The organism is Paracoccus subflavus (genome assembly GCF_004310345.1).
GTDB classification, from domain to species: Bacteria; Pseudomonadota; Alphaproteobacteria; order Rhodobacterales; family Rhodobacteraceae; genus Paracoccus; species Paracoccus subflavus.
Genome location: NZ_SISK01000005.1, coordinates 186,666 through 208,318, shown reverse-complemented (window position 1 = coordinate 208,318; position 21,653 = coordinate 186,666). Strand labels below are relative to the sequence as shown.

Sequence of the window (21,653 nt, the reverse complement as noted above, 5' to 3'; positions counted from 1 at the left end):
CCCGGACCCCCGGGGTATTTTTCAACGAAGAAGCAGGGCGTCAGCGTGGCCATGCCCGGACGTTCCCAGACAAGGATGAATGACATGCCGAAGGTTCTCGTCTCCGACAAGCTGTCGGAAACCGCCGTCCAGATCTTTCGCGATCGCGGCGTCGAGGTGGATTACCTGCCCGATCTGGGCAAGGACAAGGACAGGCTGGCCGAGGTGATCGGCCAGTATGACGGGCTGGCGATCCGGTCCGCGACAAAGGTGACGGAAAAGCTGTTGCAGAGCGCGGCCAATCTCAAGGTGATCGGCCGGGCCGGGATCGGGGTGGACAATGTGGACATCCCGGCGGCCAGCAAGAAGGGCGTGATCGTGATGAACACGCCCTTCGGCAACAGCGTCACCACCGCCGAACATGCCATCGCGATGATGTTCGCCGTGGCCCGGCAACTGCCCGAGGCGTCGGCCAGCACCCATGCGGGCAAGTGGGAAAAGAACCGCTTCATGGGGGTCGAACTGTTCAACAAGACCCTGGGCGTGATCGGCGCGGGCAATATCGGGTCCATCGTCATCGACCGCGCCCTGGGGCTGCACATGAAGGTGCTGGCCTATGACCCCTTTCTGTCGGAGGAGCGCGCCAAGGAGATCGGCGCGACCAAGGTGGAGCTCGACGAGCTGCTGGGCCGCGCGGATTTCATCACCCTCCATGTCCCCTTGACCGAAAAGACCCGGAACATTCTCTCGCGCGAGGCGATCGCCAGGCTGAAGCCCGGCGTGCGGATCATCAACTGCGCCCGCGGCGGCCTGGTGGACGAGGAGGCGCTGGCCGAGGCGCTGAAGGACGGGCGCGTCGCTGGGGCCGCCTTTGACGTTTTCGCCGTGGAACCCGCAACCGACAGCCCGCTGTTCAACCTGCCGAATGTCGTCGTGACCCCGCATCTGGGCGCGGCGACCACCGAGGCGCAGGAGAACGTGGCCCTGCAAGTGGCCGAGCAGATGTCGGACTACCTGCTGACGGGCGCGGTGCAGAACGCACTGAACATGCCCTCGGTCACGGCCGAGGAAGCCGCCGTCATGGGGCCGTGGATCAGGCTGGCGGGCCATCTGGGCGCCTTCGTGGGCCAGATGACGGACGAGCCGATCAAGGCCATCAACGTGCTGTATGACGGCGTGGCCGCGACGATGAACCTGAACGCGCTGAACGCCTCTGTCATCGCCGGCGTGATGAAGGCCACCAACCCGGACGTGAACATGGTGTCGGCCCCGGTGATGGCCAAGGAACGCGGCGTGCAGGTGGCCACCACGACCCAGGACAAGGCCGGCGTCTTCGAGGGTTATATCAAGCTGACCGTCGTCACCGACACGCGCGAACGGTCCATCGCCGGCACGGTGTTCAGCGACGGCAAGCCGCGCTTCATCCAGATCCGCGGCATCACCATCGACGCCGAGGTGGGGGCGCATATGCTCTATACCCGCAACAAGGACGTGCCGGGGGTGATCGGCGCGCTGGGCACCACATTGGGCGATCTGGGCGTGAACATCGCGAACTTTACCCTGGGCCGGTCGGCGCAGGGCAACGACGCCATAGCGATCCTGTATCTGGACGAGGCGATCAGCGACGAGGCTCTGGCGGCCTTGCAGAAGACCGGCAAGTTCCTGCAGGCCCGCCGCTTGCAGTTCGAGGTTTGACGATCCCGCCGCGTCCCCTTACGCAGGGGGCGCGGTTTTCATCACGCGGGGGCACGGGGATGCCGCTTTACGTCATTGGCGATGTCCACGGGCATCTGGACAAGCTGAAGGCCGCGCATGAGCGTATCTTTCGCGACGGCGGCCGGGACGCGGTGATCGCCCATGTCGGCGACCTGATCGACCGGGGACCCGATTCGCGCGGCGTCGTCGATTACCTGATGACCGGACAGTCCCAGGGCCGGCCCTGGATCGTGACACGGGGCAATCATGACCGTTTCCTGCCCCAATACCTTTTGCAGCCCGAATGGGTCGATCCGGGGCTGAGTTCCCGGGAACACTGGACGCTGCATTCCAGCCTGGGCGCGCCCGAAACGCTGCGATCCTATGGCGTCGATACCACCCTGCCTCCCCAGCGCCTGCTGGCCGAGGCCAGGCGCGCGGTGCCTGCGGATCATATCGCTTATCTGGCATCCCTGCCCCTGTATTTCCTGCATCCGCTGGCCTTGGTGGTCCATGCCGGGGTGCGGCCCGGGGTCGATCTGTGCGATCAGACCGAGGAGGATCTGGTCTGGATCAGGCAGGGCTTCCTGAACAGCGCCCATGACCATGGCCCGCTGGTGGTCCACGGCCATACCGCGATCCAGACCGCGACGCATTACGGCAACCGCCTGAACGTCGATGGCGGCGCGGCCTATGGCCGTCCCCTGTGCGCGGTGGCGATCGAGGCGGGCGCTGTATATCTGCTGACCGATGATGGACGCACGTCCTTGGAACCGGAGACCATGCCATGCGCATAACGGCCACTGCTCTTTGCCTTCTGCCCCTTCTGGCCCAAAGCCCGGCCCAGGCCGAGGAGATCGCGCAGGTCGGCGTGGACTGGATGGGCAACGATATCGTGATCGAGGCGATCGCCGATTCCGCGGTGGGGGGCGTCACCTGTCATCTGGCCTATTTCGACCGTTCGGTTCTGGATCGTCTCAGCCAGGGCAACTGGTTCGAAGACCCGTCGAACAGCGCCATCCAATGCACCCGCACCGGACCGGTCGATGTTGGCGGGCTGCAACCGGGAACACCCGAGGATGTCTTCAGCGAAGGCCGGTCGCTGCTGTTCAAGTCGTTGCGCGTCAAGCGCATCTATGACGCGGAAAATCGCGTTCTGATCTATCTGGCCCACGCCAGTGAACTGAGCGAGGGGTCCGCCAAGGTGTCGATGTCCACGGTACCCCTGCCCCCCGACGGCAGCCCGGCCGCGCCCAGCCAGTGACCATGGGCCATCCGCAAGACAGGCTGCCGGGTCTGAAATGGTGCAAATGCCGGTGATCCGGTGGACAGAATCGCGCCAGAGGGCTAAAACGCCTGACAGCTTTGACAACAGGTGCAGTCGAACACTCATGCAGCAGGCCCATCACCGCATCGCCAAATACAGCCTCGGTCAGGTCGTCCGTCACCGGCATCGCCCGTTCCGGGGGGTGATCTTCGACGTGGACCCGGAATTTGCCAATACCCAGGAATGGTACGATTCGATCCCCGAGGATGTGCGCCCGGCGAAGGACCAGCCGTTCTATCATCTGTATGCCGAAACCGAGGCCACCTATTACGTGGCCTATGTGTCCGAGCAGAATCTGGTTCCCGACCCGTCGGGCGAGCCGCTGGACCACCCGGAGGTGATGGAGATGTTCGGCGATTTCGAGGACGGGCGCTATCCGCTGATGGGTCAGCTCAACTGAACGGGTGCCAGGGCACGGTGAAGGCCAGGCAATTGCGGTGGTCTTCGCGGTAATAGCACAGCGAATGCGTCAGTCCCTGGATCAGGAACCACCCGAAGCCGCCTTCGGGCAGGTCCAACGGGTCCATGACGGGCAGGGCACGCGGCCTCAGGCAGTCGGGAGGAAGCTGGTTGCCATTGTCGGTGATGGCACAGGAAAGGCCGCTGTCGTGCATCACCACGCATAGATGCATCAGCCCTGGCGCGACGCCCGGCGTTCCGGAATGTTCGGCCACGTTGTTCATCACCTCGGCCAGAACCAGTTCCAGCCGCCCCATCGCGTCAGCATCGACGACGGCCTCAAATCGGCCGCGCAGGTCGGTCAGGGCCTGCCGGACATCCTCTGGCCCGGCGCTCAGGACGCGGTGGAACATCGGCTGCACACGCAGGTCGGGACGAGGTTGTCGCCCGGCGTCGGGCCGTTCGGTGGGGGTCATCGCTCTCTACTCCTGCGGGGTGGGGGCGGGGCGGATCTGGAAAACGCTGTCCATTCGCGTCAGACGGAAGACCCGTTCGACATTGGGCGTCAGTCCGTCCAGAATCAGGGGAAACGTCTCGGGCAGGGCCTTGCGGACAGCGATCATGGCGCCCAGGCCCGAACTGTCCATGAAATCGACCCGGTGCATGTCCATCACGACCGGCTTGCGGCCACGCCCCACGATTTCCTTCATCCGGTCCTTGAAGCGCGTCGCGATGGCCGCATCGATACGGGATTCCGCCACGGTGACGCTCAGTTGGCTTTCGGTTTCGTTGACGATGAGTTGCATCCTGGTGTCCTGCGCTTTCTTCTGCCAGCCTTAGGGCCAAAAGGTTACCATCCGGTAAGCGCGCCCAGACTATCCGCGGTATCGCCGGGTTGTCCGGCTCTGCCCAAAAGACCGGCACGGCACGGGCCCCGTCTGTTCCGTTGCCCGGCGAACAACGGGAATCTGCGAAACTTTCGGGCAGTCACGCGGATTACCCTGTGGACTTGACACAAACCGTCTCCGATCATTGCCGTCAGGACGGCCTGCGGCGGGTCCGACATCAGCGGTGGACCGATGAACTATTACAACGAAATGTACGAAGGGTCGCGGGTTCGCGACCCTTATGCGCGCCTCAGCCAATGGGTCGAGGGAATGCCGGCCGACTTTCGGCAGATGAAGCAGGCCGAGGCCGAAGCCCTGTTCCGCCGCATCGGAATCACCTTTGCCGTCTATGGCGAGGGCGGCGATCCCGACCGGCTGATTCCCTTCGACATGATGCCGCGCGTCTTTGAACAATCCGAATGGCGCAGGCTGGAACGCGGCATCAAGCAGCGCGCCCGTGCCCTGAACGCGTTTCTGCGCGATGTTTATGGCCGGGCCGAGATCGTGCGCGCGGGCCGCATCCCTGCCCGGCTGGTGTATCAGAACAATGCCTATGAAAAGGCCGTGGTGGGCGTGGTGCCCCCGCGCGGGGTTTATTCCCACATCATCGGCATCGACCTGGTGCGCACCTCCAAGGACGAGTTCTTCGTGCTGGAGGACAATTGCCGCACCCCGTCCGGCGTCAGCTACATGCTGGAGAACCGCGAGATCATGATGCGGATGTTTCCCGGCCTGTTCCGCGGCAACCGGATCGAGCCGGTGGACCAGTATCCAGAACTCTTGCGCCGCACGCTGGAATCAGTGGCGCCTGCGAAATGCCACGACCGGCCAACCTGCGTGATCCTGACACCGGGCCATTTCAACAGCGCCTATTACGAACACAGTTTCCTGGCGAATCTCATGGGGGTGGAACTGGTCGAGGGGGCCGACCTGTTCGTGGACGGGGAATTCGTCTATATGCGCACAACGCAGGGCCCACGGCGCGTTGACGTGATCTATCGCCGGATCGACGATCCGTTCCTGGACCCGCTGTGCTTTCGTCCCGATTCGATGCTGGGCGTGCCGGGGCTGATGGATGTCTATCGTTCTGGCGGGGTGTCGATCTGTTCGGCGCCGGGCGCGGGGGTGGCCGACGACAAGGCGATCTATACGTTCGTGCCGGAGATGGTCCGCTTCTACCTGGGCGAGGAGCCGATGTTGCAAAATGTCCAGACCTGGACGCTGTGGAAACAGGACGATTACCGGTATGTCATCGAAAACCTGGCCGATCTGGTGGTCAAGGAGGTCCATGGCTCGGGCGGCTATGGAATGCTGGTCGGGCCCCGGTCCACGAAGGAGGAGATCGAGGCGTTTCGCGCCAAGATCGAGGCCAATCCCGGCAACTATATCGCCCAGCCGACGCTGGCCCTGTCCACCTGCCCCACCTTTGTCGAGGAAGGACTGGCCCCCCGGCATGTGGACCTGCGTCCCTATTGCCTGTGCGGGGACCGGATCGAACTGGTGCCGGGCGGACTGACGCGCGTGGCGCTGCGCGAAGGCAGCCTTGTCGTGAACTCGTCTCAGGGCGGCGGCGTCAAGGACACCTGGGTTCTGTCGGAATAAGGGGGAACCAGCCATGCTCAGCCGCACCGCCGCGAACCTGTTCTGGATGGGCCGCCACCTGGAACGCGCCGACACCGCCGCCCGCCTGCTGGACGTGGGCCAGCGCATCACGCTGCTGCCCAACACCGCCTCGGGCTATCAGAACGAATGGAATTCGCTGTTGCAGGCCTCGGGGACGGCCAACCTGTTCGCCGCGAAATACGGCGAGATCAGCCAGGAAAACATCGAGGAGTTCATCTTTTTCGACCGCCAGAACCCATCCTCGGTCCTGTCCTGCGTCGAAAAGGCGCGCGAGGCGGGCCGGATCGTCCGCACGGCCCTGACCAGTCAGGTATGGGACGCGCTGAACATGGCCTATCAGGACCTGCGCAGGCTTGAAAAAACCCCGCGCGACAGGCTGCATTCCACATCGCTGACCGACTTTACCACCAGCCACACCTCGACGGTGCGGGGCGCGATCAATGCCACGCAGTTGCGCAACGACGGCTGGCACTTCATGAACCTGGGCTATGGGCTTGAACGCGCCGATGCCACCGCGCGGCTCTTGGACGTGAAATACTATGTCCTGCTGCCCCGGATCGAGTTCGTGGGATCGGGGCTCGATACCTATCAATGGCAGGTGATCCTGCGCGCCCTGTCGGCCCACCGGGCCTATCATTGGGCCTATGGCGGCGACATCACGGCGGGGCGGGTGGTCGATTTCCTGATCCTGAACGGCGAAAGCCCCCGGTCGCTGATCACCTCTCTGTACGAGGCGGTCTGGAACCTCGAGGGGCTGGCCAAGCGATACGGGGAAACCGTGCCCACCACGGCCCGCGACAAGGCCCGCGAGGTTCTGGAACGCTTGCAGGCCCACGACATCGACATGATCTTCGACGAGGGGCTGCACGAGTTCCTGACCTGGTTCATCGGCGAGATCGGCACCATCTCGACCTTGGTGCACGAGGATTACCTGCTTGGGGGGGCGTGACGCATGAAGCTGCGCATTGTTCATGAAACCGTCTATCGCTATGACCGGCCGGTCAGAAACCTGGTGCAAAGCCTGCGGCTGACGCCCTCGATCTTTGAAGGGCAGCGCGCGCATGACTGGGCCATCGACGTATCGGGGGGCATCCGCGGTCCCGGTTTCCGCGACGGGGCGGGCGACTGGATCGAGGGCTGGACCGTGCGCGGCCCGACCGAGGAGGTGGTGGTGACCATCACCGGCCGGGTCGAGACGCGCGACACGGCGGGTGTCCTGCGCGGCTATCGCGAACTGATCAACCCCCTGGCCTATTTGCGCGACACCGCCGCCACCCGGCCCGACGGGGCGCTGCGGGATCTGGCGGCGACCGTGGCGGATGCGACCGATTCGCTGGATCAGTCGCATCGGCTGTCGGCGGCGGTATCCGACGCCATCGCCTATGCTCCGGGCCGGACCGCCTTTCACACGACGGCTGCCGAGGCCTTGGAACAGGGCGAAGGCGTCTGTCAGGATCACGCCCATGCCCTGATCGCGGTGGCCCGCTGCAACGGTCTTCCCGCGCGCTATGTGTCGGGCTATCTGCACGTCACAACCACCGGCGAGGCGCGCGAGGCCGCCCATGCCTGGGCCGAGATTCATGTGGGCAGCCTGGGCTGGGTGGGTTTCGACCCGGCCAACCGCTGTTGCCCCGATGACCGCTATGTCCGGCTGGGATCGGGGCTGGATGCCCTCGACGCGGCGCCGATCCGGGGGATTGCTGCGGGTCAGGGCATCGAGACCATGGATGTCACCGTCAACATCGAGGACCTGGAGCGTCTTCAGGAGCAGAGCGCGGGCCAGACGCAAAGCTGACGGCACGGGGGCTGCCGCCCCCCCATGGTCTGCGGCCTATTTGCCGCAACCGCCTGCAGCGCGGGAAAGGACCGATTGCGGCGGCTGGACGCCGCGACTAGATTGCGGGCCAATCATGACGGGAAAGACGCAGCCATGACCTATTGCGTCGGCTTGAAGCTGAATGCCGGACTGGTGCTGCTGTCGGACACCCGGACCAATGCCGGGCTGGACAATATCGCCTGCTATCGCAAGATGTTCTTTTTCGAAAAGCCGGGCGAACGCGCCATCGTGGTGATGACCGCCGGCTCGCTCTCGGTGACGCAGACCACCCTGGCCCGCCTGACCGAGGCCATCCACGACGACATGGCGGACGAGACGACTTCGATCATGAAGGCGCTGACCATGCTGCAGGTCGCCACGATCATCGGCGACACCCTGTCGCGCACGCGCCGCGAGATCGCCGAGCAATGCCGCGACCTGTCCCGAGAACCATCGGCCAGCCTGATCGTCGCCGGCCAGCGCCAGGGCGGCGACATGCGCATGTTCCTGATCTATCCCGAGGGCAACTTCATCGAGGCCACCGAGGATACGCCCTTTCTGCAAATCGGCGAGCATAAATACGGCAAGCCGATCCTGGATCGGGTCGTTACGCCTGCGACCAATCTGGCGGACGCCCAAAAGGCGGTGCTGCTGTCGATGGATTCGACGCTGCGGTCGAACCTGTCGGTTGGAATGCCGCTGGATCTGGCGATCATCGAAAAGGGTGCCTGCGCCGTCACGCATCGCCGCCGCATTCTGGACGGCGATTCAGACTTTGCCCGGATGAGCGCGGCCTGGTCTGCCGCCCTGCGCGACAGCTTTGTCAACATCCGGATCTGACCGGCCTTTCCAGATATGCCTGACGGTCGGCCGCAGCCGTTCCCGGCCCTTTGCCCCGGAGGAAATATCCTGCGGGCGCGGCAAACCCGTCAGGCCGGCCCGAACGCTCCGCGCGTTTCGGCCAGGCGGAACTGGCGCTGGCGCTCGCGGAACCGGGCGCGGTCGGACTCGTCGTATTCGTTCCGGCACCGGTGACAGCAGACGCCCTCTTCGTATTCGGGGCGATCGCGATCCTCGGGGGCCAGGGGTCGGCGGCAGGCATGGCACAATCCGTGGCGGCCCGGATGCAAGCCATGGGTCAGGCTGACCCGGCCGTCGAAAACAAAGCAGTCGCCTTGCCACAGGCTGTCCGCCTCGGGCACCTCTTCAAGATATTTCAGAATTCCACCCCTCAGGTGAAACACGTCCTTGACCCCTTGCGACAGCAGCCAGTTGGTCGATTTCTCGCAGCGGATGCCGCCGGTGCAGAACATCGCCACGCGCTTTCCCGCAAAACGGTGGGCATTGGCCTGCCACCAGCCGGGAAAGTCCCGAAAGCTGCGGGTGCCGGGATCGACCGCGCCGGCGAATGTGCCGATCTCGACCTCGTAGTCGTTGCGGGTGTCGATCACCGCGACGTCGGGCGCGCTGATCAGGGCATTCCAGTCGGCAGGATCCACATAATGCCCGACGGCCGCGCGCGGATCGACATCGGGCTGGCCCATGGTCACGATCTCGCGTTTCAGCCTGACCTTCATGCGGCCAAAGGGCATCGCAGTCGCCCTGCTTTCCTTCCAGGTCAGGCCGGCGCATCCGGGCAGGCCGCGGATATGGGCCAGCACCCGGTCGATGCCCTGGCGCGAACCGGCAATGGTGCCGTTGATGCCTTCGGCCGCCAGCAGCAGCGTGCCGCGCACGCCGTTTGCGCAGGCGATCCGCGCCAGCGGGCCTTTCAGCGTCGCAGGGTCGTCGAAACGGGTGAAGTGATACAGGGCGGCAACGGTCAGCATGGGCGCGGCCATAGACAGCCGCGACCGCCAAGTCCAGCGATTCAAAACTCCTGCCTCATAGTCCATGCCGCCCCAGAGACGGCAAGGGCCCGAGATAAGGGACCCCCGGGGACGACCCCGTTCGCGCGTCGCCCCATCCGGCCCCGTGGCAGGGGCGCGATGCGGCGGCGCGGGGGCCCTGCCGTGCGATCGGGTCGGGTCGGGTGACGGTTTCGGCCCGGCAAGCGACCGCGCGTCAAGCAGCCGGTCCGGCAGAGCGAAACGCCCATTGACGCGCAGCAAGCGGGTTTCTACCCATAGAACCACCGAAAAGGGAAAGCGGATGACGCGCGTCTTGATCGTCGTGGACATGCAGAACGATTTCTGCCCGGACGGGGCGCTGCCCGTTGCCGGGGGAAACGACATCGTGGCGCCGATCAACGCCCTGATGGGCGATTTCGGGGCCGTCGTGCTGACGCAGGACTGGCATCCCGCCGATCACGCCAGCTTTGCGGCTAACCACCCCGGCGCCGAACCGTTTTCCATGGTGGACATGCCCTATGGCCCGCAGGTGCTGTGGCCCCGCCATTGCGTCATCGGCACGCCGGGCGCGGCCTTTCACCCCGGCCTGGATCTGGACCGCGCCGATCTGGTCATCCGCAAGGGGTTCCGGGCCGGGATCGACAGCTATTCGGCCTTTTTCGAAAACGATCGCACCACGCCGACCGGACTTGCCGGATACCTGCGCGACCGGGGTCTGACCGATCTGTTCTTCGTGGGCCTTGCCCATGACTTCTGCGTCGCCTGGAGCGCGATGGACGCGGCCCGGCTGGGCTTTCATGCCACCGTGATCGAGCGGGCGACCCGCGCCATCGACCTGAATGGCAGCCTTGAGCGTGCCCGCGCCGACATGCGCGCCGCCGGCGTCGCCCTGGAATAAGCCGATGGCCGATATCGCCACCCGCGTCTATAACCACAAATGGAAGATCGACCCGATCGTCCGGTCGCTGATCGACACCGATTTCTACAAGCTGCTGATGTGCCAGTCGATCTTTCGCAATCGCCCCGATACGACGGTGCGGTTCCAACTGATCAACCGAACCGCCTCGATCCGCCTGGCCGACCTGATCGACGAGGGCGAATTGCGCGAGCAGCTCGATCATGTGCGCAGCCTGTCCCTGACGCGCGGCGAATCCACCTGGCTGCGCGGCAACACCTTTTACGGCAAGCGCCAGATGTTCCGCTCTGACTTCATGGCGTTTCTGGAAAACCTGCGCCTGCCGCCCTATCACCTGCAAAAGCGCGACGGACAATACGAACTGATCTTCGAGGGTCCCTGGCCCGAGGTGATGCTGTGGGAAATTCCCGCGCTTGCGATCCTGATGGAACTGCGCTCGCGCGCGGCGCTGAAGGAACTGGGGCGGTTCGAATTGCAGGTGCTCTATGCCCGCGCCATGACCCGGCTGTGGGAAAAGATCGAAACGCTGCGCACCCTGCCGGATCTGCGCATCGCCGATTTCGGCACCCGTCGGCGCCACAGCTTCCTGTGGCAGGACTGGGCGGTGCAGGCGATGATCGAAGGGTTGGGCAACCGCTTTACCGGAACGTCAAACTGCCTGATCGCGATGCGCCGCGACATCGAGGCGATCGGCACCAATGCCCACGAATTGCCGATGGTCTATGCCGCCCTGGCCGACACGGACCAGGATTTGCGCCGCGCCCCTTATGAGGTCCTGGCCGACTGGCACGAGGAACACGACGGCAACCTGCGCATCATCCTTCCCGATACCTATGGAACCACGGGTTTCCTGGCTGGCGCCCCGGATTGGCTGGCGGGCTGGACGGGCATCCGCATCGACAGCGGCGATCCCGCGGCAGGGGCGGAAACCGCGATCCGCTGGTGGCAGGACCGGGGCGAGGATCCCCGGCGCAAGCTGATCATCTTTTCGGACGGGCTGGATGTGGACCGGATCATGGACCTGCACCGCCGGTTCCACGGCCGCGTCAAGGTCAGCTTCGGCTGGGGCACGCTGCTGACCAACGATTTCCGGGGACTGGTCGCGGGCGACGGGCTGGCGCCCTTCAGCCTGGTCTGCAAGGCGGTGTCCGCCGATGGCCGCCCGACCGTCAAGCTGTCGGACAACCCCGCCAAGGCAACCGGCCCCGCGGATGAAATCGCGCGCTATCGCAGGGTCTTTGGCGTGGGTCGGCAGGCCGCGATGGAGGTGGTGGTCTGACCGCCGTCACACACCGGTCAGCCACAGCAGTGCCAGGCAGCACAAGGCCCCCAGCAGGGTGGTGATCGGCACCGTCACCATCCAGGCGGCGGTGATGGTGACGACATGGCTGCGCCGGATCAACTGGCGCCGGCGTCGTTCCTCGGCAGGCAGCAGGGCGGCTTGCACGCTTTTGCGGCGGTCCAGCATCTCGCGCACGAAACCCACGCCAAAGACCCCGCCCACCGCCACATGGGTGGTGGATACCGGCAGACCCAGGCCCGCAGCGACAAGCGCGATGGCGGCCGTGGACAGCGTGATGCACAGCGCGCGGACCGGGTTCAGCCGGGTGATCCCCTCGCCCACCATGCCGACCAGGCGGCGGCCGAACAGGACAGCGCCCAGCGCGATGGACACACCGCCCAGGGCCAGCGGCAGCAGCGCACCGGGCGCGCCGCCCTGCGCTCCGGGCGCCAGGATCACCATCAGGGGACCCGCTACGTTTCCGGCATCGCCCGCGCCATGGGCAAAGGCCATCATCACGGCGGCCAGCAGCAGGGGCTGACCCAGAAGCCGTTTCATGCCGGGGCTGTCATTGGCGATTTCGCTGCGGATCTGATCGAGGCGACGGCGCATCACCCAGGCGGTCGCCAGACCCGCGCCGATGCCGGGCAGCAGGATCTGCACCGCACCGGGCGCCAGACCGGGCAGGCGCGTGGCCACGAATGCCACGAACAGGCCGATCGTCGCGCCGATCATCGGCGGCAGCCAGCGGCGCGCCGCAGCCATGCGGTCATCCGCCTCGGCCACCTTCAGGCGCAGCAGCGCCAGCAGCGCCCCGGCCAGAACCGCCGAAGCCAGCGGCGTCACGACCCAGGCCAGCGCCATGACGGCGATCCCATCCCATGCCACCGCCTGTATCCCCGCCGCCGCGAGGCCCGCGCCGGCAATCGCCCCGACGATGGAGTGCGAGGTCGAGACCGGCAGGTTCGCCCCTGTCGCCAGCGTGATCCAGCCCGCCGCCGCGATCAGCGCGGCCAGCATCACGACCTGCCCGCCGCCCGCTGTCAGCACCGCATTGTCCACGATCCCCTGGGCCAGCCGGTCCGCCACCGCATGGCCGGCCAGGACGGCGCCGGCCACCTCGGCCAAGGCCACCAGCGCCAGCCCCGGAACCAGCGCGACGGCGCCCGCCCCGACGGCAGGACCCAGCGAGTTGGCGACATCGTTGGCCCCGATCGACAGGCCCAGCCAGCCTGCGACCACCAGCCCCGCGCCGGCCACGGCCAGACCGGGCTGCTGACCGGTCAGCCCAAGAACCAGAAAGATCAGCGCCACCGTCAGAAGAACGGCCGCCCCCAGGCGCAGAACGGGACGAAACAGGTGGAACTGCGCCGATTCCGCATCCGTGAAGCGCCCCAGATCCTTGTCGAGCGTATGAAAGTGACGAGCGGGCCTGGTCATCCCCCCATGTCAGCCCGCAACCGGCGGCAGCGCAAGCAGGATCTGCTTCAAGCCGGGCTCAGTCACGCGGGCGGCCGCCTCGGCGGGCGAAAACCAGCGGCGGCGGCGCTGACCCGCTTCGGGAAACTCGGGCCGCAGCCGGTCGGTCTCCAGCAGGAACACCCGCACCTCGACCGGGATGGACCAGCCCTGATCCTGCTCTTTGTCATAGCGATAGCGGCCGATCTCGGACTCGTGGACGCGCCCCTCGACGCCGGCCTCCTCCCAGGCTTCGGCGGCGGCGGCGCCGGACAGGCTCTTGCCCTCCATCGGCCAGCCCTTGGGAATGACCCAGCGGCCGGTGCCGCGGCTGGTGATCAGCACCACATCCCCCGAGCGCGGGCAGCGGCAGACCGCCCCCACCTGCAAGGCGGGCGGGCGACGGCCCATCAGGATGCCCAGCGACTGGCGGATCGCGTTCATTCCCCGTCCTCCACCCTGCCGCGCAGGGCCTTGACCCCGGCCCGGCCCGACTTGGCTTTCAGACGCCGCAACTGGCTGCCCCAGGTGGGCCTTGTGGCGATCCGGGGGCGGGCGGATACCGACGCCCGCCGGATCAGATCGGCCAGACGCTCGCGCGCGATCTCGCGGTTGCGGGCCTGGCTGCGGGTTTCCTGCGACAGGATCACCACCGCCCCGTCGCGCGTCCAGCGCCGCCCGGCCAGCCGTTCCAGGCGGCGCTTGACGGCATCGGACAGGTTTGGGGACCGCGCGGCCTCGAACCGCAACTCGACCGCGGTCTCGACCTTGTTGACGTTCTGGCCGCCCGGTCCCTGGGACCGGGTGAACTGTTCGGTCAGTTCCCATTCCTCGATGGTGATGGCGTCGGTGACATGCAGCATGGTCCAATGGATATGGCGTGTGGCGGGCACGGGAAAAGCGCCTTCCTGCTTTTAGAACGCCAATCCTTAAGAAAGTGTTTCAGCCGATCAGGCCGACGGACTCGCTTTCGGGCCAGTGGGCATGGGGCAGCACGGCACCATGGCGGCGGCTGTGGGCGACGCGCGACAGATCCACATCGGCCGTCACCCAGCCCGGCCGGTCCATCCCGCCTTCGGCGATGATTCCGGTTTCCGGCCAAAATCCGTCGGGCGGGCCATAGATCGCTGCCCGGCCGCGATTCTCATCCAGCGCGGGCATCCAATCGCACGGCCCCACGGTCGGTGCCTGCACCACGACGCACTGGCTTTCCAGCGCGCGGGCCATGGCGCCGATGCGCACCCGATTGAAGCCCGCAACCGTATCCGTGCAGCTTGGCACCAGCAGCAGTTCGACCCCCGCCTGCGCCAGCAGGCGTCCCAGCAGCGGAAATTCGCTGTCATAGCAGATCAGCACGCCAATCCGCCCCAGGGCGGTGTCGAAAACCCGCAGGCCGGGGCCGCCGGTCACGTCCCACTCCTCGCGTTCGAACCGGGTCATGACCTGCTTGTCCTGGTGGCCGACAAACCCCTCGGGCCCATACAGCACGGCCCGATTGACCGGGCGCGGGCCATCGAACACCGGACCCGAGGCGCCCAGGATGTAACATCCGTGCTTTGCCGCCAGCCGCAAATGCAGGGCCCGGACCCGAGGCCAGTGCCGCCCGACCTCGTGCAGCGACGCTTCCAGATCGCCCGCGGCTTGGCGCCCGCCCAACGAGGCCAGTTCCATCGCGCCATATTCGGGAAACACCAGCAGGTCGGCACCCGCCGCGTCCGCAACCCAGCGGGAAAGCTTTGCCTCGTAATCGGCAAAGCCGTCGAACCAGTCGATCGGATAGGCGGCGGCGGCGATTCTCACAACCGGCGCATCCAGAATTGCAGGGGTTTTTCCGTCTCGTCCGCCTCGCCCAGGTCTTTCCAGGAAAACCGCGCGATGACGCCCGGCAGCGGCTGATACCCGCGCTTTTGCCAGAAGCCGTCCAGCGGGCGGTAATGGGCGGGCCGGGCAGGATGATCGGCAGGGCGGATCACGCTGCAAAAGGCGCTGTGGGTCAGGCCCAGGGCGCAGGCATGGGCTTCGCGCGCGTCGAAAAAAGCATGGCCGATGCCCTGGCCGCGATATTCGGGCAGCAGAACGGATTCGGCGCAATAGAAAATCTGGTCCAGCGGTTCGGGCCGGTCGACAAAGGCGGCCGCGAAATCGGCGGCATGATCGGCCATCGGCGCCCCGGTCGCGGCCCCCACGACGCGGGGACCGTCCATCGCCGCCACGACCACCGCGCCGGGGGATTGATAGGCCCGCAGGTAATCGCGTTCATAGTCGGCGCTGCCGTCGTAGAGATAGGGAAAATCCTGAAATACCCGGATTCTCAGACGCGCCACGTCCTCCAGCACGGCGGCCAGCGCCTCTCCGGTCAGGACGCGCGTCGTGACGGTCATTGGCTGACCTGCCGCGTCCAGTCGGCCAGGTTGTAATAGGTCGTGACGCGCGCGATCTTGCCGTCGCGGACCGTGAAAAAGCTGCCTGCCGGCAGGCGATAGGTCTGGCCCCGCGCCTCGGGCAGGCCTTCGTCGGTCTTCAGATAGGTGCCGTTCACCACGAATTCCGCCGCCGCCCGGTCGCCCGCCTCGTTGGCAAAGATCACCAGGTCGGTCAGGGTTTCCTTGTAGCTGTCGGTCATGTGCGCGTTGAAATCGGCAAACAACGCCTTGCCCCGGCGGATCTGGCCTTCGTTCACATGATGTTCGATGTCGTCATGCAGCAGGGCCAGCATGTCGTCCGTGCGGCCCGCGTTGAAGGCATCGTAATAGGCGCCGATCAAGGATTTCGTATCCATTGTCCCCTCTTGTGCGTTTGCCATCCTCTAGCGCGGCGGATGCCCGGTGTCATGTGGTTCGAACGGACCATTCCCTTGAACTTCCGGGCCAAGCTGCTAGCCCTTGACCAACCCTTGCGCATAAAGGATCCGCGCCCATGACCGACCGCAGCAACCTTGGCCCCCGAGAGATCACCTGCTTCAAAGCCTACGACGTGCGCGGCGAACTGGGAAAGAACCTGGACACCGACGTGGCCTATCGTATCGGCCGCGCCTTTGCGCAGGCCCGCGACGCCAAGCGCGTGGTGGTGGGCCGCGACAGCCGCGAAACCTCGCCCGAACTGGCGGCGGCCCTGATCGAGGGGCTGACCGACGGCGGCGCCGACGTGCTGGATCTGGGCCTGGCTGGAACCGAGGAAGTGTATTTCCACACCGGTTTCCACCACACCGACGGCGGGATCGAGGTGACGGCATCCCATAACCCGATCAATTACAACGGCATGAAGATCGTGGGCCGGGGATCGGCGCCGCTGGATCCGGCGACCGAGCTGCCCCCCATCGTGGAACTGGCCACCAGCGGCAGCTTTGCCCCGGCGGACAAGGGCAGCGTCACCGATTTCAGCCATGCCCGCGCGGACTATGCCAAGGCGATGGCGGATTTCGTGGATGTGTCGGCGCTGAAGCCGATGAAGATCCTGGTCAATGCCGGCAACGGCACCGCCGGGCCGACCTTTGACGCGATTGCCGACGAACTGCTGGCCCGCGGCGCGCCGCTGACCTTCGTGCGGATGCACCACGAGGTCGACAGCAGCTTTCCGAACGGCATCCCGAACCCCCTGCTGGACGAGAACCAGCCCCCCACCGTCGAACGCATGAAGGCCGAGAAAGCCGATCTGGGGGTGGCCTGGGACGGCGATTTCGACCGCTGCTTCTTTTTCGACGAAAACGGCCGCTTCATTCCCGGCGAATACATCGTGGGCCTGCTGGGGGCGGCCTTTCTGGAAAAATCCCCTGGCGAAAAGATCGTCCACGACCCCCGCGTCATCATGAACACCCGCGCCATGATCGCTGAAGCCGGCGGGCAGGCCGTGGTCAGCAAGACCGGCCACGCCTTCATCAAGCGCAAGATGCGCGACGTGGGCGCCATCTATGGCGGCGAGATGTCGGCGCATCATTATTTCCGTGACTTCTATTACTGCGACAGCGGCATGATCCCGTGGCTGCTGATGATCGAGCTGCTGTCGCGCAAGGGCAAGACGCTGGCCGAACTGCTCGAGGAACGGATGCGGCTCTATCCCTCGTCGGGCGAGACGAACTATCACATCGACGATCCCGACGCGGCCATTGCCCGGCTGATTGCGAAATACGAACCGCAGGCAAACAGCCGCGACGATCTGGACGGGGTATCGCTGGATTTCGGGAACTGGCGCTTCAACCTGCGCAAGTCGAACACCGAACCGGTGGTGCGACTGAACCTGGAATCCGACGGCGACCCGGCCCTGGTCAAGGAAAAGCAGGCGGAATTGGCCGCGCTGCTGAAAGGCTAGGGCATCAGGCCAAAGCCGAACGTCACATAGTCGCGCAGGTATGCCGCCTGCGCGGCCTGGGCCAATACCGGATCGCGCAGCGCGTCGGGAACCGGGGCGGGGGTCAGGGCCGCCGGTCCCGCGCCGCTGAAACCCACCGTGCGGGCCAGGTGGACCAAATCCTCGGCCAGGCGATCCTCGCGCACCAGCATGTCGGGCAGGGCGAAACGCGCGAATCCCGACAAAACCTCGGTCTGGCTGGCCCAAAGGGGATGAGTCGGCAACGAGGTCTGGCCGTTCAGATTGCGCCGCAAAAATGCCAGGAAATCGGCAAAGACCGCGATGCGCGTATCGCCTGACAGGTTGGCCCGGCCATCCTCGGGCGGCAGAGCCACGCGATGCAGGCGGCGCAGCAGGTCGCGCTGTTCGGAACTGCCGTGCCTCAGCAGATGATCGAAGGCGTCCCATGCCCGCAGCAGGGGGTGGCGCAGAACCGTGAAGCTGCGGTGGCCGGGGCGCGCGCGTTTCCACTGGCGCAGGGTGGACTGGGTAAAGCCGCCCTCTATCGGACCCAACCCGGCCAGCCAGTCGCGCACCACCTTGTCCGGCCCGCCCCTGACAGGCATGAACAGCAGCCCCCGCCCCGCATCGGCGGCGGCAAAGCCGGGCACCCCCGGGCCGCGCCGGGCCTCGAACACCGGCGGGCAATGCAGCCCGAACGGGTCCATGCCGCGCAGATCGGCCTGCATCGCGTCGAAATTGGCGACCTTCTGCGCCAGTTCCTGCGGATTCTGGGGCACCTGGTCGCGCGCCGGTTCCACCCGGTCCAGATCGGTGCGGCCCAGCCAGTGCAGCAACCCGGTCATCGCCTCCGCATCCCGCAGATCCTCATAGTCCAGATGAAACGCCGCCTGCCCCGAAGCCTGCAACGCCTTGGCCACGCGCCGGCGAAACGCATTGGCGGCATCCAGCATGGCCCGGAACTCGGCCCCTTCATAGGTGATGCGGGCAGGAATCGCGGTTTCGGTTTCGTTCAGCTTCCACTGGTTCGTTTCCCGGGCCAGACGGGTCGAGACATAGCTGTCCAGCGGATTGCGCGTCAGGATGATCTTGGCGCAGTGCCGATCCCTGATGATGGGTTCCAGCACACGAGGATCGTGGTCGTGGAAATAGCGGAATCCCGGCAGATGTCCCGGCCGTCCGGTCAGCCGCGCCAGCAGCGGCAGGGGGTCGGCCTCGCGTTCTGCCCGCGTGACACCCAGCAACTCGTCCTTGTCGGGCCAGCCCATCATATAGGGATTGAAGGCCTCGCCATGACAGGTGACGCCGGTGACGCCGTTCAGCGTCGCCTCCAGCAGGTTCGATCCGGTGCGCATCTCGGCAAAGATGACAAAGCTGCGGAACGGTCCGGTCATTCGGCGGCCCTTTCCACGGCAGGGGCCGGCACCTGCCCCGGATCGGCGGCGATCTCGATCCTGCTCAGGCGGGGGCGCAGGCCTGCGTTGCGCAGCCGGTGCAGCATGGCGTTCAGCCCGGACGGATCGCGCATCGCCGGCAGCGCCGCAAGGGGCCGGCAGTCGGGGTCGATCCGGCGCATGAAATCAAGCAGGATCGGACCGGGATTTGCCAGGAAATGGTCCAGGTCGTGCTGGTGCAGACGGGCACGGACCCAGATCGAGTTCAGCACGTCCAGATGTTCGAGTTCGATGCGTTGCAGACGCCCAAAGACACGGCGGATGTCGTCAAAGGGCATTCCCGAATGCAAAAGCGGCAGCATCCAGCCGCCCAGAACCACCAGCATATGCGCGTGGGGATCGGTCGCCACGAACCAGTTCAAGGCCTGGTTGTCTCGCGGAGCGAACTGGAAAACCTGCATCCGGTCGGTGATGCGGATCAGCGAGGTCAGGAATCCCTGCGGATCGTGGTCGCGCACCGCGGCAGCCGGGGACAGGGCGCCCGGACCCACCGGGGGACGGCCGCCGAATTCAGCCCCGTCCGGCCCCAGCAGATGGCCGTGGACATCGCAGGTCAGATGCGCGCGCAGCCAGTCCTCGAAGCCGGGAAAGATGTCCCCCACCCCCACGATCACCGCATAGGGGGCAGCGGACTTGCCGTTCTCGGCGTCCTTTCGGGGAAAGCGGCTTTGCATGTAAAGCCCCGGGCGCCCGAAAGCGCGGCGACGCACGGTCTGTTCGATGATCCGCATCGCCCGGTCGGGCTGCGGCGGGTCCGTTTGCGGCAGGGCATCGCCTTGCGCGGGGAAATTCGCCAGCAGCCGCGCCGCCCCCGGCCAGACCTTGCGGGCCACGAAGCAGCGCGATTCGGCCAGCATGGAGATATGGTCGTCATACAGCGAATAGGGCCGCCCGGTGTGGTCGAACTTGGTCAAGGTCAGCGACCGGCTTTCGATGCGGGTCGAATGGCGCCGCGCAAGCGTCTGGAAATAGCTTTCGTCGGGAATCCAGCTCAGCCGGAAGAAGCGCTCGAATTCGGCGCGGCGCGGATCGGTCAGGATCGCGCGCAGGGTGTTCGCGGTCAGGCACCACCATTGCGATCCCAGATGCGGCACCAGACCGGCCGGCATCCGCCGCCGGATGCCCCGGCGCCGCTGCCAGCCGACCGAGCGGTCGAACAGCCAGCGCTGGCGGCGCCAGTCAAAGGGAAAGAACAGGGTGAAACGTTCCTCGTTCAGCCCCCCCACGGTCCAGCCGACCTCGCGGCTGCTGACGCTTTCGATATGGTCGCGGTCGGGATCGGCCCCCAGAAAGGCCACCAGATCCGCAATGGGCCGCAGCGGCAGGCAGGCCCCGCTGGCCAGATAGACATGGGTGGTTTCGGGAAACCGACTCAGCAGGGCCGCTGCCGCGTCCTGGGTCGCGCGGACAAGGCTGAAGCGTCCCCAGGAACAGCGCCGCCGACGGGTAAAGATCACCCCTTCGCAATCCTGCAGCGCATGGCGCAGGCCGACCAGATGCGCGCCGGGCACCCGCGCATCGACATGGATCGCCACCCGTGCCCCGCCCTCGGCCCAGATCCGGGCCAGCCGGGCCGCCAGATCCAGATCGGCATGGCACAGCAGCACGACCCCCAGGTGCACGGTTCGCGTCATGCCCAGTTTCCGCTGGACAAGAGGCCCAGATCCTCGAGCTGGCGCCAGTCGCGGTATTCGCGCGATTGGCTGCACCACAGGCCCGTGCCGCATCCAAGGCCGTCGCGATAGGCGCGGTATTCCCGGCTGTCGGCGTAATGCTGGCGCCGGTCCAGTTCCTCGGCAGACTTGTCGGCAAGGCCGGACAGGAACTTGGCATGAAGCAGACAGCCCGAGATCCGTTCGCCCCCGTCCTCGTCATAGACGCGGTTCAGTCCGCGGGGCAGCAGCATATGGGTGGAACTGGCATAGGCGCTGCGCCCCGACCACCGGACCAGCGGAATCTTGTTCAAGGCCGGGGCATTCCAGGGGTCATCCCGGAAAAACACCCGGCTGCGCGGTCCACCCTGAATCCACAGGTTGCCGAAATGGCCGTTCTTGTGGATCGAATAGTTGGCGGGGTCGAACCAGCGGGCGATGGCAAAGGGATCCTGACCCTCGGGGCAGACGGCATCCTCGATCGGCCCCTTGGGATACAGATCCAGCAGCATGGCGGGAAAGGACTGCCGGCCGATATCGGAAAGCCAGGCCGTCAGCGCAGGCAGGGGCCGGTCCTCCATATGCGGATAGACCAGGAATTCGTCGGGATCGACCGTCAGGCACCAATGTCCCCGCCCGTGCCGCCGCAGCAGCCCGTTCATCCAGTCCATGCCGAACCGCGCCGCCTTGTAGCTGGCGTCGGTCCACCACAGGGACACGTCCGGCTGTTCGCGCAGGCAATCCCCGCCGCCATCGGTGCTGGCATTGTCCACCACCAGGAAATGGCGCACCCCCAGCGACCGGTAGTAGTCCAGGAAAAAGGCCAGCCGCGCGCGTTCGTTGCGCAGCGTGACGAAACACAGGATGTCGCCTGGCCCGATCCGGGCCGTGCGGTCCGTCACCGCGCGCAAGGCGAACCGGCCGCGGATGGCACGCAGGATCAGCCGCCGCCGTTCGATCCGGCGGCGCAGGCGATCGGCCAGGATGCCTAGCCGCGACATGGTACGCCC

The 21,653-nt window shown here is 66.1% G+C and carries 23 protein-coding genes; 11 read left to right on the top strand and 12 right to left on the bottom strand.

Annotation, left to right across the window (positions count from 1 at the left end):
• The first annotated feature begins 84 nt into the window (after window positions 1-84).
• From serA to hspQ, 4 genes are all read left to right on the top strand, one after another.
• Entirely contained in the window at window positions 85-1,674 is a 1,590-nt protein-coding gene (gene serA, locus EYE42_RS08955) for a phosphoglycerate dehydrogenase (protein ID WP_165455749.1), read from the top strand.
• Window positions 1,675-1,733: 59 nt separating this feature from the next.
• Window positions 1,734-2,471 carry a metallophosphoesterase gene (locus EYE42_RS08950; protein ID WP_130990970.1) on the top strand — a complete coding sequence of 246 codons (738 nt, stop codon included), beginning with the start codon at window positions 1,734-1,736 and terminating at the stop codon, window positions 2,469-2,471.
• Entirely contained in the window at window positions 2,462-2,938 is a 477-nt protein-coding gene (locus EYE42_RS08945) for a CreA family protein (RefSeq protein ID WP_130990969.1), read from the top strand. Before EYE42_RS08950 ends, EYE42_RS08945 begins: the two co-directional genes overlap by 10 nt.
• Before the next feature lie 127 nt (window positions 2,939-3,065).
• A complete protein-coding gene (hspQ, locus tag EYE42_RS08940; RefSeq protein ID WP_130990968.1) occupies window positions 3,066-3,401 on the top strand; it encodes a heat shock protein HspQ in 336 nt (111 codons plus the stop codon).
• Here the strand turns inward: hspQ and EYE42_RS08935 are convergent.
• Both EYE42_RS08935 and EYE42_RS08930 read right to left on the bottom strand, forming a co-directional pair.
• Window positions 3,394-3,876 carry an ATP-binding protein gene (locus EYE42_RS08935; protein ID WP_130990967.1) on the bottom strand — a complete coding sequence of 161 codons (483 nt, stop codon included), beginning with the start codon at window positions 3,874-3,876 and terminating at the stop codon, window positions 3,394-3,396. The genes hspQ and EYE42_RS08935 overlap by 8 nt on opposite strands.
• 6 nt (window positions 3,877-3,882) lie before the next feature.
• Entirely contained in the window at window positions 3,883-4,206 is a 324-nt protein-coding gene (locus EYE42_RS08930; protein ID WP_130990966.1) for an STAS domain-containing protein, read from the bottom strand.
• A 273-nt stretch (window positions 4,207-4,479) separates the two neighbouring features.
• Here EYE42_RS08930 and EYE42_RS08925 point away from each other — a divergent pair, with 273 nt between their 5' ends.
• The 4 genes from EYE42_RS08925 (at window position 4,480) to EYE42_RS08910 (ending at window position 8,566) form a co-directional block, all read left to right on the top strand.
• Window positions 4,480-5,889 (top strand): circularly permuted type 2 ATP-grasp protein, encoded by a 1,410-nt coding sequence (locus EYE42_RS08925; protein WP_130990965.1) that lies wholly within the window; start codon window positions 4,480-4,482, stop codon window positions 5,887-5,889.
• Window positions 5,890-5,902: 13 nt separating this feature from the next.
• The gene (locus EYE42_RS08920) at window positions 5,903-6,859 is read left to right on the top strand and encodes an alpha-E domain-containing protein (RefSeq protein WP_130990964.1); all 957 of its coding nucleotides are present in this window, start codon (window positions 5,903-5,905) and stop codon (window positions 6,857-6,859) included.
• A gap of 3 nt (window positions 6,860-6,862) precedes the next feature.
• Entirely contained in the window at window positions 6,863-7,705 is an 843-nt protein-coding gene (locus EYE42_RS08915) for a transglutaminase family protein (RefSeq protein ID WP_130990963.1), read from the top strand.
• A 135-nt stretch (window positions 7,706-7,840) separates the two neighbouring features.
• On the top strand, window positions 7,841-8,566 hold the full coding sequence (locus EYE42_RS08910; RefSeq protein WP_130990962.1) for an Ntn hydrolase family protein: 726 nt from the start codon (window positions 7,841-7,843) through the stop codon (window positions 8,564-8,566).
• Between the two features lie 89 nt (window positions 8,567-8,655).
• Here EYE42_RS08910 and trhO read toward each other — a convergent pair whose 3' ends face one another.
• Complete coding sequence (trhO, locus tag EYE42_RS08905; RefSeq protein WP_130990961.1) at window positions 8,656-9,555, bottom strand: oxygen-dependent tRNA uridine(34) hydroxylase TrhO; 900 nt, start codon at window positions 9,553-9,555, stop codon at window positions 8,656-8,658.
• Between the two features lie 322 nt (window positions 9,556-9,877).
• Here trhO and pncA point away from each other — a divergent pair, with 322 nt between their 5' ends.
• On the top strand, window positions 9,878-10,474 hold the full coding sequence (pncA, locus tag EYE42_RS08900; RefSeq protein WP_130990960.1) for a bifunctional nicotinamidase/pyrazinamidase: 597 nt from the start codon (window positions 9,878-9,880) through the stop codon (window positions 10,472-10,474).
• A gap of 4 nt (window positions 10,475-10,478) precedes the next feature.
• Window positions 10,479-11,771, top strand: a complete 1,293-nt coding sequence (gene pncB, locus EYE42_RS08895) for a nicotinate phosphoribosyltransferase (RefSeq protein WP_130990959.1) — start codon at window positions 10,479-10,481, stop codon at window positions 11,769-11,771.
• Between the two features lie 6 nt (window positions 11,772-11,777).
• Here pncB and EYE42_RS08890 read toward each other — a convergent pair whose 3' ends face one another.
• The 6 genes from EYE42_RS08890 to EYE42_RS08865 form a co-directional block, all read right to left on the bottom strand.
• Entirely contained in the window at window positions 11,778-13,214 is a 1,437-nt protein-coding gene (locus EYE42_RS08890) for an inorganic phosphate transporter (RefSeq protein WP_130990958.1), read from the bottom strand.
• A gap of 9 nt (window positions 13,215-13,223) precedes the next feature.
• Window positions 13,224-13,676, bottom strand: a complete 453-nt coding sequence (locus EYE42_RS08885; RefSeq protein WP_130990957.1) for an NUDIX hydrolase — start codon at window positions 13,674-13,676, stop codon at window positions 13,224-13,226.
• The gene (arfB, locus tag EYE42_RS08880) at window positions 13,673-14,095 is read right to left on the bottom strand and encodes an alternative ribosome rescue aminoacyl-tRNA hydrolase ArfB (protein ID WP_130991012.1); all 423 of its coding nucleotides are present in this window, start codon (window positions 14,093-14,095) and stop codon (window positions 13,673-13,675) included. Before arfB ends, EYE42_RS08885 begins: the two co-directional genes overlap by 4 nt.
• Before the next feature lie 79 nt (window positions 14,096-14,174).
• Window positions 14,175-15,032 carry a carbon-nitrogen hydrolase family protein gene (locus EYE42_RS08875; protein WP_130990956.1) on the bottom strand — a complete coding sequence of 286 codons (858 nt, stop codon included), beginning with the start codon at window positions 15,030-15,032 and terminating at the stop codon, window positions 14,175-14,177.
• Window positions 15,029-15,613 carry a GNAT family N-acetyltransferase gene (locus tag EYE42_RS08870; RefSeq protein WP_130990955.1) on the bottom strand — a complete coding sequence of 195 codons (585 nt, stop codon included), beginning with the start codon at window positions 15,611-15,613 and terminating at the stop codon, window positions 15,029-15,031. The genes EYE42_RS08875 and EYE42_RS08870 overlap by 4 nt, the downstream gene beginning before the upstream one ends.
• Window positions 15,610-16,011 (bottom strand): ketosteroid isomerase-related protein, encoded by a 402-nt coding sequence (locus EYE42_RS08865; protein ID WP_130990954.1) that lies wholly within the window; start codon window positions 16,009-16,011, stop codon window positions 15,610-15,612. The genes EYE42_RS08870 and EYE42_RS08865 overlap by 4 nt, the downstream gene beginning before the upstream one ends.
• Before the next feature lie 137 nt (window positions 16,012-16,148).
• Here EYE42_RS08865 and EYE42_RS08860 point away from each other — a divergent pair, with 137 nt between their 5' ends.
• The gene (locus EYE42_RS08860) at window positions 16,149-17,537 is read left to right on the top strand and encodes a phosphohexomutase domain-containing protein (RefSeq protein ID WP_130990953.1); all 1,389 of its coding nucleotides are present in this window, start codon (window positions 16,149-16,151) and stop codon (window positions 17,535-17,537) included.
• Here the strand turns inward: EYE42_RS08860 and EYE42_RS08855 are convergent.
• The 3 genes from EYE42_RS08855 to EYE42_RS08845 are packed head-to-tail and all read right to left on the bottom strand — an operon-like array spanning window position 17,534 to window position 21,644.
• Window positions 17,534-18,931, bottom strand: a complete 1,398-nt coding sequence (locus tag EYE42_RS08855) for a hypothetical protein (RefSeq protein WP_130990952.1) — start codon at window positions 18,929-18,931, stop codon at window positions 17,534-17,536. The two genes, EYE42_RS08860 and EYE42_RS08855, sit on opposite strands and share 4 nt — an antisense overlap.
• On the bottom strand, window positions 18,928-20,625 hold the full coding sequence (locus EYE42_RS08850; protein ID WP_130990951.1) for a DUF5927 domain-containing protein: 1,698 nt from the start codon (window positions 20,623-20,625) through the stop codon (window positions 18,928-18,930). Before EYE42_RS08850 ends, EYE42_RS08855 begins: the two co-directional genes overlap by 4 nt.
• A complete protein-coding gene (locus tag EYE42_RS08845) occupies window positions 20,622-21,644 on the bottom strand; it encodes a glycosyltransferase family 2 protein (protein WP_130990950.1) in 1,023 nt (340 codons plus the stop codon). The genes EYE42_RS08850 and EYE42_RS08845 overlap by 4 nt, the downstream gene beginning before the upstream one ends.
• Window positions 21,645-21,653 lie beyond the last annotated feature (9 nt).